At 64.2% G+C, this 15,266-nt stretch carries 14 protein-coding genes; 2 read left to right on the forward strand and 12 right to left on the reverse strand.

Annotated elements, in window-relative coordinates; genetic code table 11:
• The first annotated feature begins 232 nt into the window (after window positions 1-232).
• On the forward strand, window positions 233-1,219 hold the full coding sequence (locus EN964_RS07330; protein WP_127268748.1) for a sugar kinase: 987 nt from the start codon (window positions 233-235) through the stop codon (window positions 1,217-1,219).
• On the forward strand, window positions 1,219-2,487 hold the full coding sequence (locus EN964_RS07335) for a D-tagatose-bisphosphate aldolase, class II, non-catalytic subunit (RefSeq protein ID WP_127268749.1): 1,269 nt from the start codon (window positions 1,219-1,221) through the stop codon (window positions 2,485-2,487). The genes EN964_RS07330 and EN964_RS07335 overlap by 1 nt, the downstream gene beginning before the upstream one ends.
• Before the next feature lie 57 nt (window positions 2,488-2,544).
• Here the strand turns inward: EN964_RS07335 and EN964_RS07340 are convergent, their stop codons facing one another.
• The 12 genes from EN964_RS07340 to EN964_RS07395 all read right to left on the reverse strand — a co-directional run bounded on the left by EN964_RS07340 (window position 2,545) and on the right by EN964_RS07395 (window position 15,143).
• Entirely contained in the window at window positions 2,545-3,891 is a 1,347-nt protein-coding gene (locus EN964_RS07340) for an FAD-binding oxidoreductase (RefSeq protein WP_127271655.1), read from the reverse strand.
• Between the two features lie 200 nt (window positions 3,892-4,091).
• Window positions 4,092-5,186, reverse strand: coding sequence for a four-carbon acid sugar kinase family protein (locus tag EN964_RS07345; protein WP_127271657.1), 1,095 nt, complete (start codon window positions 5,184-5,186; stop codon window positions 4,092-4,094).
• Window positions 5,183-6,187: a 4-hydroxythreonine-4-phosphate dehydrogenase PdxA gene (gene pdxA / locus EN964_RS07350; RefSeq protein ID WP_127271304.1), complete on the reverse strand. Its 1,005-nt coding sequence runs from the start codon at window positions 6,185-6,187 to the stop codon at window positions 5,183-5,185. The genes EN964_RS07345 and pdxA overlap by 4 nt, the downstream gene beginning before the upstream one ends.
• A gap of 41 nt (window positions 6,188-6,228) precedes the next feature.
• A complete protein-coding gene (locus EN964_RS07355; protein WP_206517165.1) occupies window positions 6,229-6,978 on the reverse strand; it encodes an SDR family NAD(P)-dependent oxidoreductase in 750 nt (249 codons plus the stop codon).
• 13 nt (window positions 6,979-6,991) lie between these two features.
• Window positions 6,992-7,942, reverse strand: a complete 951-nt coding sequence (locus EN964_RS07360) for a 3-hydroxyacyl-CoA dehydrogenase (RefSeq protein ID WP_236383432.1) — start codon at window positions 7,940-7,942, stop codon at window positions 6,992-6,994.
• A complete protein-coding gene (locus EN964_RS07365) occupies window positions 7,930-8,805 on the reverse strand; it encodes an N-acyl homoserine lactonase family protein (RefSeq protein ID WP_127269454.1) in 876 nt (291 codons plus the stop codon). The genes EN964_RS07360 and EN964_RS07365 overlap by 13 nt, the downstream gene beginning before the upstream one ends.
• Window positions 8,777-9,394 carry a hypothetical protein gene (locus EN964_RS07370; protein WP_127269455.1) on the reverse strand — a complete coding sequence of 206 codons (618 nt, stop codon included), beginning with the start codon at window positions 9,392-9,394 and terminating at the stop codon, window positions 8,777-8,779. The genes EN964_RS07365 and EN964_RS07370 overlap by 29 nt, the downstream gene beginning before the upstream one ends.
• A complete protein-coding gene (locus EN964_RS07375) occupies window positions 9,387-10,427 on the reverse strand; it encodes a LacI family DNA-binding transcriptional regulator (protein ID WP_127269456.1) in 1,041 nt (346 codons plus the stop codon). Before EN964_RS07375 ends, EN964_RS07370 begins: the two co-directional genes overlap by 8 nt.
• A 20-nt stretch (window positions 10,428-10,447) precedes the next feature.
• Window positions 10,448-11,737: a histidinol dehydrogenase gene (gene hisD, locus EN964_RS07380; RefSeq protein ID WP_127271660.1), complete on the reverse strand. Its 1,290-nt coding sequence runs from the start codon at window positions 11,735-11,737 to the stop codon at window positions 10,448-10,450.
• 65 nt (window positions 11,738-11,802) lie between these two features.
• Window positions 11,803-13,023, reverse strand: coding sequence for a sugar ABC transporter substrate-binding protein (locus EN964_RS07385; protein WP_127271662.1), 1,221 nt, complete (start codon window positions 13,021-13,023; stop codon window positions 11,803-11,805).
• A gap of 102 nt (window positions 13,024-13,125) precedes the next feature.
• Complete coding sequence (locus tag EN964_RS07390) at window positions 13,126-14,154, reverse strand: ABC transporter permease (protein WP_127267390.1); 1,029 nt, start codon at window positions 14,152-14,154, stop codon at window positions 13,126-13,128.
• A complete protein-coding gene (locus EN964_RS07395; protein ID WP_127267391.1) occupies window positions 14,151-15,143 on the reverse strand; it encodes an ABC transporter permease in 993 nt (330 codons plus the stop codon). Before EN964_RS07395 ends, EN964_RS07390 begins: the two co-directional genes overlap by 4 nt.
• Between the last annotated feature and the right edge of the window lie 123 nt (window positions 15,144-15,266).

Below are 15,266 nucleotides of genomic sequence, written 5' to 3' on the forward strand. Positions count from 1 at the left end.
CCCCAGCGGCGGCCTGCTCGGCGACGTCGATCTCAGCACCAACCGCCTGTCGTCGATCCTGGACCTGTTTCCCGGCTGAGGGTTTGCGCGTCGTTCCAAGTGTGCGCTTGACCATGCATGCAGGTTTGTAGCGTGATGGCAGCTGATCGATTCACATCGATCCGGTAGGAATCCTCTTGCGCCTCGGCGTCGTGAAACCGCGAACGACACCACACCCAGGATTGGACGCTTGATGAACGACCTCCCCCGAACACTTGCAGCGGACTCGCTCGGGCCAACCGTGACGATCGGAGAAATCCTGGTAGAGATCGTCGCGAGGCAGACGGGCACCGGCTTCCGGCAACCTATCGACCTCATTGGTCCCTTTCCGAGCGGCGCGCCCGCCATCTTCATCGATCAATGCGCACGTATGGGCGGAGCGGCCGCAATGGTGGGCGTGGTCGGCGACGACGATTTCGGCGTCGTCAACATGGAGCGCCTGAAGCGGGACGGCGTAGACACTTCAGCCATCGCTGTTTCCCCGGATTATCCGACGGGCAGCGCCTTTGTTCGCTACCGCACGGACGGAAGCCGCGATTTCGTCTACAACATCGCCAAATCCGCCGCCGCCCGACTGGAATGGAGCCCGCAGGTCGAGGCGCTGATCGCGCGTTGCGGGCATATCCATGTCATGGGAACGGTGTTCGCAAGTCCCGCAGCCTGGGCGATCACCGAACGCGCGATCCCGCTGATCAAGGCACGCGGCGGCACGATGTCGCTCGATCCGAACCTGCGCAAAGAATTGCTGGCGCACGGCCAGACCGAGGAGAAATTCGCCGGTCTGGTGGACGAAGCGGACCTGCTGCTGCCGTCGGGCAATGAATTGTTCCTGGCCGCCGGCACGGACGGGGAGGAACGCGCGATCGAGGCGCTGTTCAGACGAGGGGTCAAGGAGATCGCCGTGAAGCGCGGCGAACATGGCGCGTCAGCCCGTCAAAGCACCGGAGCCCGCGCCGATTGCCCCGGCCTCATCGTCGAGGAAACGGACCCCACCGGCGCCGGCGACTGTTTCGGGGGAGCCTATGTCGCATGCCGGCGGCTGGGGATGGCGCTGCAGACGGCGCTCGAATTCGCCAACGCGGCAGGGGCGCGCAACGTCACACGCCTCGGTCCCATGGAGGGAGCCGGCACGCCGGCCGAGCTGGAGGATTTCATGGCAAGAACGGCGAGAAGAAATTGATGCGTGTGGCGATCGACGATTTGCCGGACCTGCACAGGGACGGGAAGAAAATCGGGGTGACCTCGGTGTGCTCGGCGCACCCGCTGGTGCTGAAAGCCGCACTGCGCCACGGGCGGGAAACCGGCACCACCGTCCTGATCGAGGCGACGTGTAATCAGGTCAATCATCTGGGTGGTTATACGGGCATGACGCCGGCCGATTTCGCGGCGATGGTGGAAGCGCTCGCGGCAGCCGAGCAGTGCCCGCAAAAGCTGATCGTGCTTGGCGGGGATCATCTCGGCCCCAATCCCTGGAGAGACCGGCCCGCCGAGGAGGCGATGGCGCAGGCCGGGACGATGATCGATGCCTATGTCCGCGCCGGCTTCCGCAAGATCCACCTCGATGCCTCGATGGGCTGCGCGGGTGAACCGGCGGCGCTAGACGACCACACGGTGGCCGGGCGCGCGGCCAGGCTGGCAGGCGTCGCGGAGCAGGCGGCAGCGCAGAGCGGCGGGGCAAGCCCGGTTTACATCATCGGCACGGAAGTGCCGCCGCCCGGCGGCGCCGATCACGCTTTGGATGCGATCACCCCGACCAGTCCGGAGGCGGCTCGCCAGACACATGCCATTCACGCCCAGGCATTCCAAACCGCCGGGCTTGAAAGCGCATTTTCCCGCGTCATCGGGCTTGTGGTGCAGCCGGGCGTGGAGTTCGGCAACCAGAATGTGATTTTCTACGATCGGACCAAGGCCAGCGACCTGGCGGCAACTCTGAGCACATTGCCGTCGCTCATTTTCGAAGCTCATTCGACGGACTATCAGGGCGAGAGGCCGCTGCGTGAACTCGTCGAGGACGGCTTCGCCATCCTCAAGGTCGGCCCCGAGCTGACCTTCAAGCTGCGCGAGGCGCTGTACGCGCTCGACCTGATCGCTTCCGACCTGGTGCCTGGCTATGGCGAGCGGCCACTTTACCACGCCATGGAAGAGCAGATGCAAGCCACCCCCAAGAATTGGGCAAGCCACTATCATGGAAGCGATGCCGACAAGCGGACGCTGCGCCACTACTCCTATTCCGATCGCATCCGATATTATTGGGCGATCCCGCAAGCCCGTGCCGCCTGCAACCGTCTCTTCGATACGTTGAACGGCCGCAAGGTGCCGGTGACGCTGTTTCTCCAGCACCTGCCTTCTGCAGTCACATGGGCTGGCCGCGCCTGCGACGTCGAGGAGATCGCGATCGGTCACGTCCGGCGGAGCATCGAGGCCTACGCCGGGGCATGCGGCACCTGAGATCCTCGTCCGGCACTTCAAGGCCAGAGCGGATGGCCTGGCGGGCGGCAGGAACGCTTACAGCGATGGCCCCAATCGGATCGGACTGCCGTCGCTGAAACGGGATTGACGGAACCTGTAGAGATTGTGCCCGGTCTCGTTGCCTTGGACGAGGTCGGACAGCACACGGCCGATGCCGGGTCCGATGCCGAAGCCGTGACCACTCATCCCGGTCGCTATGACGAGACCTGGGATCGCAGCGGCGCGATCGACGATGGGCACGACATCAGGCATCGCATCGATCATGCCCGCCCAGCTCGCCTTGATCGGCACAGTCGTGAACTGAGGGAACAGTTCCCTGAACCCGCGGTCGATGGCGCGAAGCGCCGACGTCTCGGGAGCGGGATTGAGGACCCGCATCCGTTCGAAAGGGCTTTCTTCATCCGCGTTCCATCTGCGCGGCGTCGACCAGCCATCCGGGTATCCTCGCGGCGCGGCCGGCAGGTAGCGTGTGCCGAAGGGATTGGCCATCAGGGCGCTGATATATTTGCCCGCATGGCGAAATGCGTCCGGCCCTATGTAGAGTTGGCTACTGCCTCCCGATGCGAGCGTATACCCGCCATCCTGCCTGCGTCGGAAAGCGATGCGTTCATCCGCGGCGGCACCGGCGTGGATTTCCGCCATCGGTGCTGTCGCGGCGACGGTCGCCCTGACGCTGAGCTGCGGAATCGAGATGCCATGGGCGCGCAGGAAGAGCGACGTCCACGCGCCGCTGGCGACGAGGACGCTCGAGGTCGCGATGAGCCCTTTCTCGGTCCAGACGCCACTGGTGCGACCCCCGGAGATGTCGAGCATACGTGCCGCGCAATTCTCGATGATCGTCACGCCTTCGCGGGCCGCCAGGCGCGCAAGCGCGGGCACGGCGACCCAAGGTTCGGCGCGCATGTCCGACGGGGTGATCATTGCGCCTTTGAACGGTAGCGCCATGGCCGGGATCAGGCTTGCCAACTCACCTTGGTCGAGGAGACGCGTGTCGACGCCATGAGCCTGGGCGATCGTCAGGAATTTCGCGAAACCGGCCATCTCCTTGTCCGTCCGCGCAAGATAGGTGACGCCCGTCTGCTTCAGTCCTATGTCCTCGCCACACTCCTGCGCCAGTTGCCGCCAGAGGCGCTGCGCTTCGATGACGATCGGCAGTTCGTCGGCATCGCGGCCCTGCTGCCGGATCCAGCCCCAATTGCGCGAGGATTGCTCGGCGGCGATGCGGCCCTTTTCCAGCAGCGTCACCGAGACGTTCCGTCGCGCCAGGAACAGTGCCGTGCTCACGCCAATGACCCCGCCGCCGATGATCACGACGTCCGAAGTCTTCGGCAGGGGCTGCTGGAACTGGATCGAGGTGGCTTCGGTGAAGGGGAAGATTGTCAAAGAGCACCGTCCTTCTTGGTATGCTGCGGCGACATCCGGTCCACGCTGGCAGCGAGATCTGGGCAGCGATATCTGGCCGCCGTGAAATGTCGATACCACGCGAGGAGATTGATCGTCAGCTAGTGCTTCAAGGCCGCCTATCGCGACGCGGGCGGCAAAGGTCGAAACAGCATCGTAAAAGCGAACGGACCTGACGCGCCCTACGGTAGACGATTTCGTCCATCTGGAAATACCAAGTGAGCGAGAAGATCGTCGCTCCCGAACCCGCCTGACTTGGAGACGATGACAGCGCCATTCCATGTGGCCGACACCATCCTGCTGACCGCCACGCCGGGCTCGTAGAGTCCCTCGCACAAGAAATGGCTGGCTCCGCAGATGCCTGCCAGCAGCCGCAGCGTCGACCCGCCTGTCACCAAGACAGAACGCGGCGTCGGCAGCCTGGCCACAAGCTGGATGAGCGATCGCTCGATGGCAAGGCGCGCCTGGGATTCCGAAGCAGCGTGGGAGGGCGCGAGCAAAACAAACGGTGGTTCGAGAGGCATGGGACTGGAGCCGTCCATCACGACGGTCTTCAGCCCGCTGACCGCTGCGACCTGGCGCAAAGCAACCGGATGGTTCGTGCCGCAGATGGCGAGATCGAGTGCCTGTGGCCGAAGGTGGGCCGTCCGACTTCCAGCGAGCATGGAGGCCAATCCACCTGAGCCGACATAAAGATCCTCGCTATCCACTCCAAAGGCTGCAATCGCCGCCGCAAGCTCGGCATCGCTTGACGCATCGGCGACAAAAAATCCCTCGCTTGCGCAGGCCTCGCCGATCATGGCAGCCGGAACCCCGTGGCCCAATAATGCATCGACAAGTGCCGGACCGACGGGTGTTATCCCATCCTGCGATACTACGTGCTGCCGGCCGTTGACTGTTGCCCGGCCCAACGCCGGAAAAGCAGGGGCGAAAAGGGCACGCCTAAACCGTCCGGCGCGAAAGGCCGCAACCGACTCTGCGACAGGGTGTCCACGCATGACGCTATCGATTTTCTTGAACGACAGCGACCGTGCGCCCGCTTTGCGATCGGCAAAAACGCCTGTGACACGATCGTATGCCGCTCGTTCCCCTAAGTCCCGGCTGTCGAGATCAATGGCGTTGCAGCCGGAGAGGCCCGGCGGCAGGTCGAGCCAGACCTTCACCGGTTTTTCTGGACTCGCGAAATAGCCGGCCGTGTCGAGCGCACCGGTGATGTCGTCCGCGACGATCAGGACATCCGGCTTGCCAAGCCCGCGCCCGTCGGGGCTACGGTTCACGCAGCGTTCTCCGTGGTCAGCGACAAGGCGTAGTCGATCGCCTCTATGAGGCTGCTTTCGCGGGCGATCCCGCGGCCGGCGATGTCGAAAGCGGTCCCGTGGTCGACGGAGGTCCGCGCGATCGGCAGGCCGAGCGTGATGTTGACGCCGCTCAGGCCAAGCCATTCACCGGTCTGCGGGTCGATCTGGAAGCCAAGCAGCTTCACCGGAATATGGCCTTGATCGTGGTACATGGCCACGACCGCGTCATAGGCGCCGCCGCGCATTTTCACGAAGACGGTATCGCCCGGAACGGGACCATGGACGTCGTGGCCGCGCGCCCTGTAGTCGGCGACAATCGGCTGGGTAATGCGGATGTCGTGGGTCCCGAAAATACCGCCCTCCCCGGCGTGCGGATTGAGCGCGGCAATCGCAACGCGAGGCGCCGTGATCCCCAGATGATTCAGGGCTTCGATCGTCAGGTCGAGAACCCGCCGCATGCGCGGCTCCGTCGCCCTCTTCGGCACATCTTCCAGCGGAATGTGGGTCGTGACGTGGCTGACGCGAAAAGAACCGTGCGCGAGCATCATCGCGCTGTCTCGCGCCCCGGTAAGCGCCGCCAGCAGCTCGGTGTGACCCGGGAACCGATAACCGGCAAGATGCAGCGATTCCTTGTTGAGCGGCGCGGTGACGATGGCCGAAGCCTCGCCGGCCATCGTACGCCGCACACCCTCGGCCACGGCCTCATAGGCCTGCCTGCCGCCTTCCGCCGACACCTGTCCGATCTCAACGGCGGAACCCTCGATCGGCCAGATGCCGAGAGGTTCATCCGCATTCGCGACGGCGGGCAATGGTAAGGCCAGCGACCGGGCTGTCCCGCCAAGCGCCGCAAGTGACCCGATCAGGCGGAGCCGAACCGTGCCAGTCTCAAGGACCGCCGCGAAATGATGGGCGGCCTTGAGCGCGATCTCGGGTCCAACGCCGGCCGGATCGCCGATGGTGATGGCTATGGTTGCGGTCATTCAGCTCTCCATAAGCGCTGTGCGGACGTTCAGGACAAAAATCATACCAGGGGCCGCCCGCCGTCGACCGGAATGACAACTCCTGTCGCGAAGCGAAGATGGGTCGCGACTGCCAGAACCGCCTCGGCAACATCGTCGGGCGTGCCCAATCGCCCGAGCGGCGTCCGGTTCGCCTGTTCATCTCGCCAGGACTCGTCGCGGCCCTTGATGAAATCAGTGTCGACGACGCCCGGTGACACCGACACGACCCTGATTTTCGGAGCCAGGGCGCGCGCCAGCGACTTGGTTAGGTTGTCGACAGCGGCCTTGGAGGCGCAGTAGGCGATGTTGCTGCCCATGGCGGTTGCGCCGGCAATCGACGAGATGTTGACAACGACGCCGCTGGCGGCGCGGTCGAGCAGCGGCCGCATTGCCCGCGTCGCGGCGATGACACCACGCACGTTGACGCTGAAGATGCTGTCGATCAACGCGTCGTCCAGACCATCGAGGTCCGGATGCGGTACGAAACGGGTTATGCCGGCGCAATTGACCAGGATATCGAGCCGGCCGAACCTTTCCTCGATCTGGCCGGCCAATCGCGCGAGGCAGTCGCTGTCGGTGACGCTCGCCTCGGCGACGAGATGATCGCGGGGCGTTAGCGACGAGACCAGCGCTTCGGCCGCCTGGCGTGAACTGTTGTAGCCGACGACGACCGACGCCCCTTCCTGCGCGAGCCTCGATACGATCTGCGCGCCGATACCACCGGTCGCTCCGGTCACCAGGGCAACCTTGTCTTGCAGCATTGCCGCCATGGCCCTCTCCGTGTCAGACGCTGGTACGTTGCTTATAAGCGACGAGCGCCATGAGATTGCGGTCGCGCCAGGTGCTGCGTTCACCGAGGCGGGATGCCGACAGTTTCTCGCGGCGTTCGGCTTCGGCCTTGCCGATCAGCGCTTCGGACCAAGGCGCCAGATCGCGCCTTGCCAGTGCGATCGCGTGGTAGAGCGGCCCCAGACGCCGCGCATAGTCGGCAATCCCGCCAGGCGCGTTGAGGTCGATCGTCTCGAACGGTCCCATGAAGGACCAGCGGTAGCCAAGCCCGTGCGACACCGTCAGATCGATGTCGGCGGCACTTGCGACACCTTCCTCAAGCAATGCCCAGGCTTCGTTGAGCAGCGCACCCTGGAGCCTGTTCAGGACAAAGCCCTCCACCTCCTTGCGCACGACGATGGCCGCCTGGCCCACGGCTTCCATTTGTTCCCGTAGCCAAGGAACGATGTTTGCGTCCGTCCATGGCGCCGGAACCAGTTCGACCAACGGGATCAGATGTGGAGGATTCACCGGATGCACCACGAGGAAGCGTGCGCGTTTTACACATTGTTCCGTAAACGCCGAGGCAGGAATACCTGAGCTGGAGCTGCCTACGACGGCATCGGGCCGCATGGCCCGATCGATCTCGAGGCAGACGGCCTGCTTGACATCGCGCCGTTCGAGCACCGATTCCTGGATATAGTCGGCATCGGCAACCGCACTCTCGAGCGTGTCGACCACCCTTAACCGCCGCATGACAGGATCGATCGCATCGATCAGCCCGGCTTCGTGCATGTCGGCAAGACTGGCGCGGATCCTGTCAATCACCGCCACGCGGATGTCGTCGCTGCCGTCATAGATGGTCACGTCATGACCAGCACGAGCGAAGACGATCGCCCAGCCGCGGCCGACGAGCCCTGCCCCGACAATGGCCACCTTGCGGATTTGCTCCATTACTGCACCCACGATTTCTCGCCGTCCGCGAGGCAGATTTCAGTGATGCGCAGGCCATCCTTGGTGATGCGCGAGGGGAAACGGTCCTTCAGCCGCTCTTCGTGGATGGGAATGACGCGCCGTGCCTCGTAATTCACCTGCTTCATCATCTCCTCGGTCGCCAGCACGAGATTGGTCTGGCTGCCGACCGCAAGGCCCACCGGGACGTAGAGCGTCTCGACATCGACGGCAGCTCCCGAGCCCTCGATATTGTCGAAGACATAGACGAGATCGCCTGCCAGCACCCAGGTATCTTCGTTGCCGTTGCGTACGGTGACCCACATCGAACCGTAGGTGTGGCTATCGAAGGCGGGATGGAGATCGACGTTCGGCAGCACGTCCTGCTTTGCGCCATCGATCGTCACCAGCCGCTTCTGGCGGGCCAGGTCGACACCGCGTACGATATCGCCAGGGTCGACGGCGACGTTCATCCAGCGCATGCGGTCCGGCAGCGACATCGCCCAGACCCATTTCGCGATTTCGCGCTCCTGGATGTAGAAGGTAGCCTTCGGGAAGTCCTCGACATTGCCGAAATGATCGAAGTGGGCGTGGGTGACGAAGACCGTGTCGACGTCCTGCGGCGACAGGCCGATCTCGCTGAGGACGGCCTCGGGTGAGTGCCAGTTCTCGACGCCGAACTTGTCGCCGAGATGCTTGCCGTAGTCCTTGTTGTTGTAGCCGACATCGACCATGGCGACGTGGCCGTTGCCCTTGATCAGCGCATAGCAGTAGGGAAGCTTGACGTGACCCTGATTGTGGGCGCCGTAGAGCACGCCGCTCTTGTGGTAGTTGGTGACGTAGCTGTACTCAAGCACCCAGATCGAATATTGACCCATCGTTTCCTCCCTGTTTTCGCCAGCGCTGTGCACAACTGCAGCAGGCATGATTGAAATCGATCGGCGTCATGCCGGCGCGCGGCTCCGACGCCGCCTGCAGCCAGGCATAGGCGTGCTTGATCCTCTCCGCTGCCCGGTCGAGATGCTGCTGCCAGTCGCGCCGCAGCCGGGCCAGGCCGAATTCGTCAAGCACTTCGCCGAGCGTCGCGTGCGCGGTCTCCAGGCGCACGCAATGGGCCTCCAGACCGCGCGGCGTCTGCAAGGCGCCCAGGCGCTGCTTGACCTCGGCCCATTGTTCACAGGCCGCCGGGATATCCGGCAGGTCGAGCACATCGCGGCGACCGCCAGCTTCGGCCAAAACCAGCAAGCCCGCGACCTGCCCAATCAGCCGGCGCAGGCCGTCATAGATGGGACGGGTGGCGACCACGTAGCGGACGACGGCCTCGTCGGTCGCCCCGTCCTTGTCGATGGCTGGTTGGAATTGCCCGCTTTCAGCGTCCGACGGCTGCGGCGCTGCAACCAGCTCGCAGTCGTAGCGGTGAACGTTGACCGCGCGTTCGAAGAAGCGCTTTGCGGATAGATCAGTCATGATGCCTCCTGCGCGTCGTCGCGCGCTCGATCACGGCGCCTGGCGCAATCATCTGCACGACCGGCTCCCGGCCAGCATTCGTGCCCAGTTCCTTGGCCAGCGAAATCGTCGCCTCCAACATCTTTTCGATGGGCTGCTTGACGGTCGTCAGCCCGTGCGAAGGCCAATGCGCCATTTCGATATCGTCGAAGCCGACGATCGAGAGGTCGTCCGGCACGTTGAGGCCCAGTTCCCGAACGCCGTCGAGAAAGCCTATGGCGAGAATGTCGTTGGCGCAGAACACGCCGTCGGGCATCTCTTCAAGATCACGTAGCTTGCAGGCGGCCTCGTAGCCGGCGTGGTAGCTGAACTGCCCCGCATCGATGACGGCAGGCACTGCAAGGCCGCGCTCGACCGCGCGTTCGCTGAAGCCGCGGTGACGGGCAACATTGGTCGAGGCATCCGCCAGCGCGGCGATGTAGGCCAGGCGCCGGTGGCCGGTGTCGGCCAGATAGTCGGCAATGCTGCGGCCGCCCAGGATGTTGTCGCAGGAGATGCCGAAAGCGTGGTCGTCGGCCGACAGCCGGTTGAAGAAGATCACCGGCGTGCCGGCGTTGCGGCACTCCTGCGCGGCTTCCGACGACAATGTTGCCGCGAGAATGATGGCGAGGTCGGGCTGGTAGTTGAGAAGAAGGCGCAGCGCCTGGTCGACCTCGCCCGACTGGTCGGCCGCGACCAGCATCACGTTCATGTCGATGGCGCGCAGCTCGGTGGTGAGCCGGGTGAGGACTTCCGGGTAGAACGGATTCTTGATGTCGGCGACGACCACGCCGACAATGCGCGTCTTCTTGGTGATGAGACTGCGCGCGAAGGGGTTTGGCGAATAGCCAATCTCCCTCGCGCGGTTCAACACCACGTCGCGCGTGCCCTTGGCGATCACCGCATCGGCGTGAAAAGCCCTGGAGACGGTCGAAACAGACATGCCGAGGTCGCGCGCCAGATCCTTCACGGTCAGGCGGGGTTTGCTGTTCTTGTTGCGGGCGATGACCGACATGAAAACTCCGTTGCGCTGCCTTAGGCCTCGTTGCGACCTCCGTAGCGGCGGACCCGGATGTTGGCCTGCTCGGCATGTCCGTAGAAACCCTCCAGGGCACACAGGCGCGAACAGTACTCGCCGATCATGGCGCTCGCTTCGTCGGTCAGGACGCGCTGATAGGTGCAGGTCTTGATGAACTTGCCAACCCACAAACCGCCAGTGTAGCGGGCCGCCTTCTTGGTCGGCAGCGTATGGTTGGTGCCGATGACCTTGTCGCCATAGGCGACATTCGTGCGCGGCCCCAAAAACAGCGCGCCGTAGTTGCGCATGTTGCCGAGGAAGTAGTCGGGATCGCGCGTCATCACCTGCACGTGCTCGGAGGCGATACGGTCGGCTTCCACAACCATTTCCTCGTAGGAATCGCATACGATCACCTCGCCGTAGTCAGCCCACGCCTTGGCGGCGATCTCGGCCGTCGGCAGGATTTTCAGCTGCCGCTCGATCTCCGCCATGGTGTCGCGCGCCAGCTTCGGCGAATTGGTCAGAAGCACCGCCGGGCTTGTCGGGCCATGTTCGGCCTGGCCGAGCAGGTCGGTCGCGCAGATCTCGCCGTCGACGCTGTCGTCGGCGATCACCAGCGTTTCGGTCGGACCGGCGAACAGATCGATCCCGATGCGCCCGTAGAGCTGGCGCTTGGCCTCGGCGACGAAGGCGTTGCCCGGACCGACAAGCATGTCGACGCGCCCGATGGTCTCGGTTCCGAGCGCCATGGCGCCAACGGCCTGGATGCCGCCCAAAACGTAGATCTCGTCGGCGCCACCCATGTGCATGGCGGCGACGATGGCCGGATGCGGCCCGCCTTGGAACGGCGGCGCGCAGGCGATGATCTTCTTCACGCCGGCGACCCTTGCCGTCACCACGCTCATGTGCGCGGAGGCGACCATCGGATATTTGCCGCCCGGCACGTAGCAGCCGACCGTGTCGACGGGAATGTTCTTGTGGCCAAGGACGACACCCGGCAGCGTTTCCACCTCGAGATCCTGCAGGCAGGCGCGCTGCTTCTCGGCGAAATTGCGGACCTGCGCCTGGGCGAAGCGAATGTCCTCCAGATCCCTTGCCGAGACTTTGGAGATGGCCTGTTCAATATCGCTGTCGGTCAGCCGGAAGCTCTGCGGCGACCATCTGTCGAAACGCTCCGACAGTTCCCGGACGGCGGCGTCGCCCCGCTTCTCGATATCGGCGAGGATCGTCTCGACGGTCGTTCGGACAACCGCGTCGCCCTGGGCGACAGCCTCGGGATCTCTGCCCCGCTTCAGAAAGGTCGGCATGTTCTCATCCTTGTCTTGGGTGGGATGGACGGCAGGGTGCCGTCCATCGATCGCATTGCTGGTCGTCAGGGCTTCACCGTCGGCTCGATCTTGGTGAGCTTGTATTCGTCGGCCGGGGCCTTGCACGACGAGCAGTTGATGCCGGGCGCGTCGGGCGCCTGCTTCACATCCGCCGGCAGCGGCTGGATGGCCGCTCCGGGCGTCGGCTTGCCCTCGAGCGCCGACTGTAGCGACAGTTCCGGCAGAAGCTCGGGATTGAAGACCTCGGTGACGAAGGATGAGGGCACCTTGTCGGACGGGAACACGTTGCAGCCGTCGGCGAAGGTGTCGCCCTTGCAAGGCTTGACCTGATCAGCCGGCACCCAGGGCAGCGGGTACTCGATGTTCATCGGCTTCAGGTCGCGCTTCTTGGTCAGGATCTCCATCATCAGCTTGAAGGCGTAGCCGGAGGTGGCGGGCGGCGAGCCGGCCGAGACGCCTTTGAGACCCATGCCCTGCATCTTCGGATCGGCAAGGCCGAGGCGGAAGCCGTCGGAGTTCTCGCCGGTCATCGGCACGAGCTTGTTGCCCTTGTCGAGCTGCGCTTGGATCGCACCGTATTCGCCGGCCTGGGCCCAGATGCCGTCGACGTCCGGATGCGCGGCGAGCGCCTTGGCCGTCTCCTGCTGCGTGGTGCGGTCATCCCAGTAGGAATAGTATTCCGCGACCACCTTGATGCCGGGATACTGGTTGAAGATGTGCATCGCGCCGTCGGTGTGGCGCTTATCGACCGAGTTGCCCGGAACGCCACGGCTCAGGAAGATGTTGCCCTTGCCGCCGAGGATGTTGACCAGCGCCTGGGCGCTGTTCTCGCCGAAACCAGCGGTGATGTAGCTGACGTTGTAGGCGCAGGGTTCGGTCACCGTCGCGTCATACATAAAGAAGAGCACGCCCTTCTGGCAGCCGCGATGGATGGTGCGGTTCAGCGCCGTCGACGAGATCGGGAAGCTGATGATGCCGTCGGCGCCATCCTGGATCATGCTCTCATAGGCCGAGATCTGCGCCTGCGGATCGGTGCCGGAGATGACCTCCTTCAGCTCCACGGTCTTGTCGTAAGGCGGCGTCTGCGCCAGCGCCTTGACGATGTTCGCGGCCTCCGACTGCCAGGAATTGCCGCTGTAGCTCAGCGACAGATAGACCTTGAGCTTCTTGTCCTGCGCGTCGGCATGGTCGATGACCGTCGCAACGCCCGCAGTTGTGGCAAGCGTCAGCGACGCGGCCAGTCCCAGTCTTCTTAACAGCTTCATTTCCATCAACCTCCCTTTGGATTTGGCCCTTTCAGGTGCCGGACCAGAGCTTGTGAGAACGTTCTCACAATTGGACAAAAAGTATCACACGCAGGCGCATGGTCATTTCCTTCGCGTCAGCAACCGATTTCCGATGTGGGTCAGGAACTCGCCCCGCAGCACCAGCAGCGCCCCGACGATGATCGCGCCCTCGATGATGGTGCGCCATCCCTCGCTGAGCCCGATGGCCGAGATCATCATGCCGAGCGTGGTCAGAAGGATTGCGCCGCCGACCGTACCGATGAAGGTTCCGCCGCCACCGAGGATCGAGGAGCCGCCGATCACGACGGCGGCTATCGAGGGCAGCATGTAGCTGTCGCCCATCCTGAGCGTCGCGCCGTTAGAGTAGCCGACCAGCATCATGCCGACGAAGCCGGCGCAAACGGCGCTGATCGCATAGGGCATGAGTTCGAGCCGGTTGACGTTGACGCCGGCGATGAGCGCGGCGTTCCTGTTGGTGCCGAGCGCGCGAAGCCGACGTCCTAGCGCGGTGAAGTTCTGCAGCAGCCAGCCGAGCAGGATGAAGGCGAGGGTGAAGTAGATGACCACCGGCACGCCGAGAAACCACGCCTTCATCAGCCATAACAGGGCCGATGGCGAACCGCCGCGCGGCGTGCCGCTAGTATAGCCGAGCGCCGCGGAGGCGATGACGATCGACGTCGCCATCGTCATGATGAAAGGCGGCACCTTTAGCCAGACGATACCGACGCCGCTCACCGCGCCGACCAGGGCACAGATGAGCAGGATGGCCGGCAGCATGTACCAGATGCCGGCGTCGTTCGTGCCGATCCAGTTCGTCGTCAAAACGCCGCCGAGCGTGATGAGCGCGGGTATCGACAGATCCAGTCCGCCGATCAGGATGACAAGCCCCTGCCCAAAGGAAAGGATGATCAGGAAGGATGCAAGGATCAGCACTGTGAGAACCTGGCTCCAGGAGCCGAGCGCCGGGCTGATGAAGCGCGAGCACAACACGAGCACGATGCTCAGTCCGAACACGACAAGTGTGTTCACCGTTTCGCGGTCCAGCTTCTGCCTGCCGCGCTGGTCGGAAGAGGCGTCGAAAGGCATCGCCATGTCCTTATGCGCGTTCACCGGGCGTCGTCCTTCTTGAGCAGGCGCGCCACCGCGTTGCCGAAGACGATCGCGAGCACCAGCACGAAGCCCTGGAAGATGCCGGTGTAGAAAGACGACACACCGCCCGAGAACAGCACTTTCTGCAAAAGCATGAGCGTGCCGGCGCCGAGGATCGAGCCGATAAGGCTGCCGCGGCCACCGCTGAGCGGTGTGCCGCCAAGCGCCACGGCGGCAAAGGTGAGCACCAGGAATGGAGTGCCCGCCGTCGGATTGCCGGTCGCGGTCTGGGCGCTCAGCATGAAGCCGGCGACGCCATAAAGGATGCCAGCGCCGACGAAGGCAGTGATGCGCACGCCCGATACGGCCACGCCGGAGTAACGGGCCGACTGCTCGTCGGCGCCGATCGCATAAAGGCCGATGCCGGTGTTCGTTCGCCGGAAGGCCAGCCACAGCACGGCGGCGGCAACCAGGAACAGACCGGCAATCGGAACGACACCGAAGAGCGTGTCGGTCAAGGTGTAGGTGACAAAGTCGGAGACCATGCCGCCGGGCGCGTCGAGGATGACGAGCGCCAGCCCCTGGCAGATGATCATCGTGCCGAGCGTCGCCGCGATGGTCTGGAGCCCGAGCCTGGCAACCAGAATGCCGTTGATCATGCCGACGATGGCGCCGATCGCGCAGCACATCAGCAGGCTGATCAGCGCTCCGCCCGGGCCGTCGAGCGGATAGACGGCCATCAGCACGTTGGTCAGCGAGACGACGCCCGCGACTGACAGGTCAAAGCCGCGACTGATGACGACCAGCGTCTCGCCCGCCGCCGCCAGCGCCAGCGGCGTCGAATTGTTGACGAGGTCGGTGAATGTGTAGACCGAGAGCGCATCGGGCTGCCAGAACGCGTAGAGCGCGTAGAGCAGGACGTAGATCAGCGCGACGATACCGGTGCCGCTGATGACGGCGCGCCAGAAAGGCGAGCGGCGAGGCGCTGGATTTGCCGCGATCGCGCTCATGCAGCCACTCCCTTCGCCGCACTCCGAGCGTGGCCGATCAGCGCGCCGACGATGGTCTGCTCGTCGATGGCGTCGCCCTGATATTCGGCAAAGATGCGGCCGCCGTAGAGCACGATACAGCGA

The sequence above is a fragment of the Mesorhizobium sp. M7A.F.Ca.CA.001.10.2.1 genome (assembly GCF_003998575.1).
GTDB lineage: Bacteria > Pseudomonadota > Alphaproteobacteria > Rhizobiales > Rhizobiaceae > Mesorhizobium.

Coding starts and splice junctions, on each gene's coding strand:
- EN964_RS07330 (WP_127268748.1), top strand. CDS start 233: ATGAACGACCTCCCCCGAACACTTGCAGCGGACTCGCTCGGGCCAACC.
- pdxA (WP_127271304.1), bottom strand. CDS start 6,187: ATGACCGCAACCATAGCCATCACCATCGGCGATCCGGCCGGCGTTGGA.
- EN964_RS07375 (WP_127269456.1), bottom strand. CDS start 10,427: ATGTCGGTCATCGCCCGCAACAAGAACAGCAAACCCCGCCTGACCGTG.
- EN964_RS07335 (WP_127268749.1), top strand. CDS start 1,219: ATGCGTGTGGCGATCGACGATTTGCCGGACCTGCACAGGGACGGGAAG.
- EN964_RS07365 (WP_127269454.1), bottom strand. CDS start 8,805: ATGGGTCAATATTCGATCTGGGTGCTTGAGTACAGCTACGTCACCAAC.
- EN964_RS07370 (WP_127269455.1), bottom strand. CDS start 9,394: ATGACTGATCTATCCGCAAAGCGCTTCTTCGAACGCGCGGTCAACGTT.
- hisD (WP_127271660.1), bottom strand. CDS start 11,737: ATGCCGACCTTTCTGAAGCGGGGCAGAGATCCCGAGGCTGTCGCCCAG.
- EN964_RS07395 (WP_127267391.1), bottom strand. CDS start 15,143: ATGAGCGCGATCGCGGCAAATCCAGCGCCTCGCCGCTCGCCTTTCTGG.
- EN964_RS07355 (WP_206517165.1), bottom strand. CDS start 6,978: ATGGCGGCAATGCTGCAAGACAAGGTTGCCCTGGTGACCGGAGCGACC.
- EN964_RS07385 (WP_127271662.1), bottom strand. CDS start 13,023: ATGAAGCTGTTAAGAAGACTGGGACTGGCCGCGTCGCTGACGCTTGCC.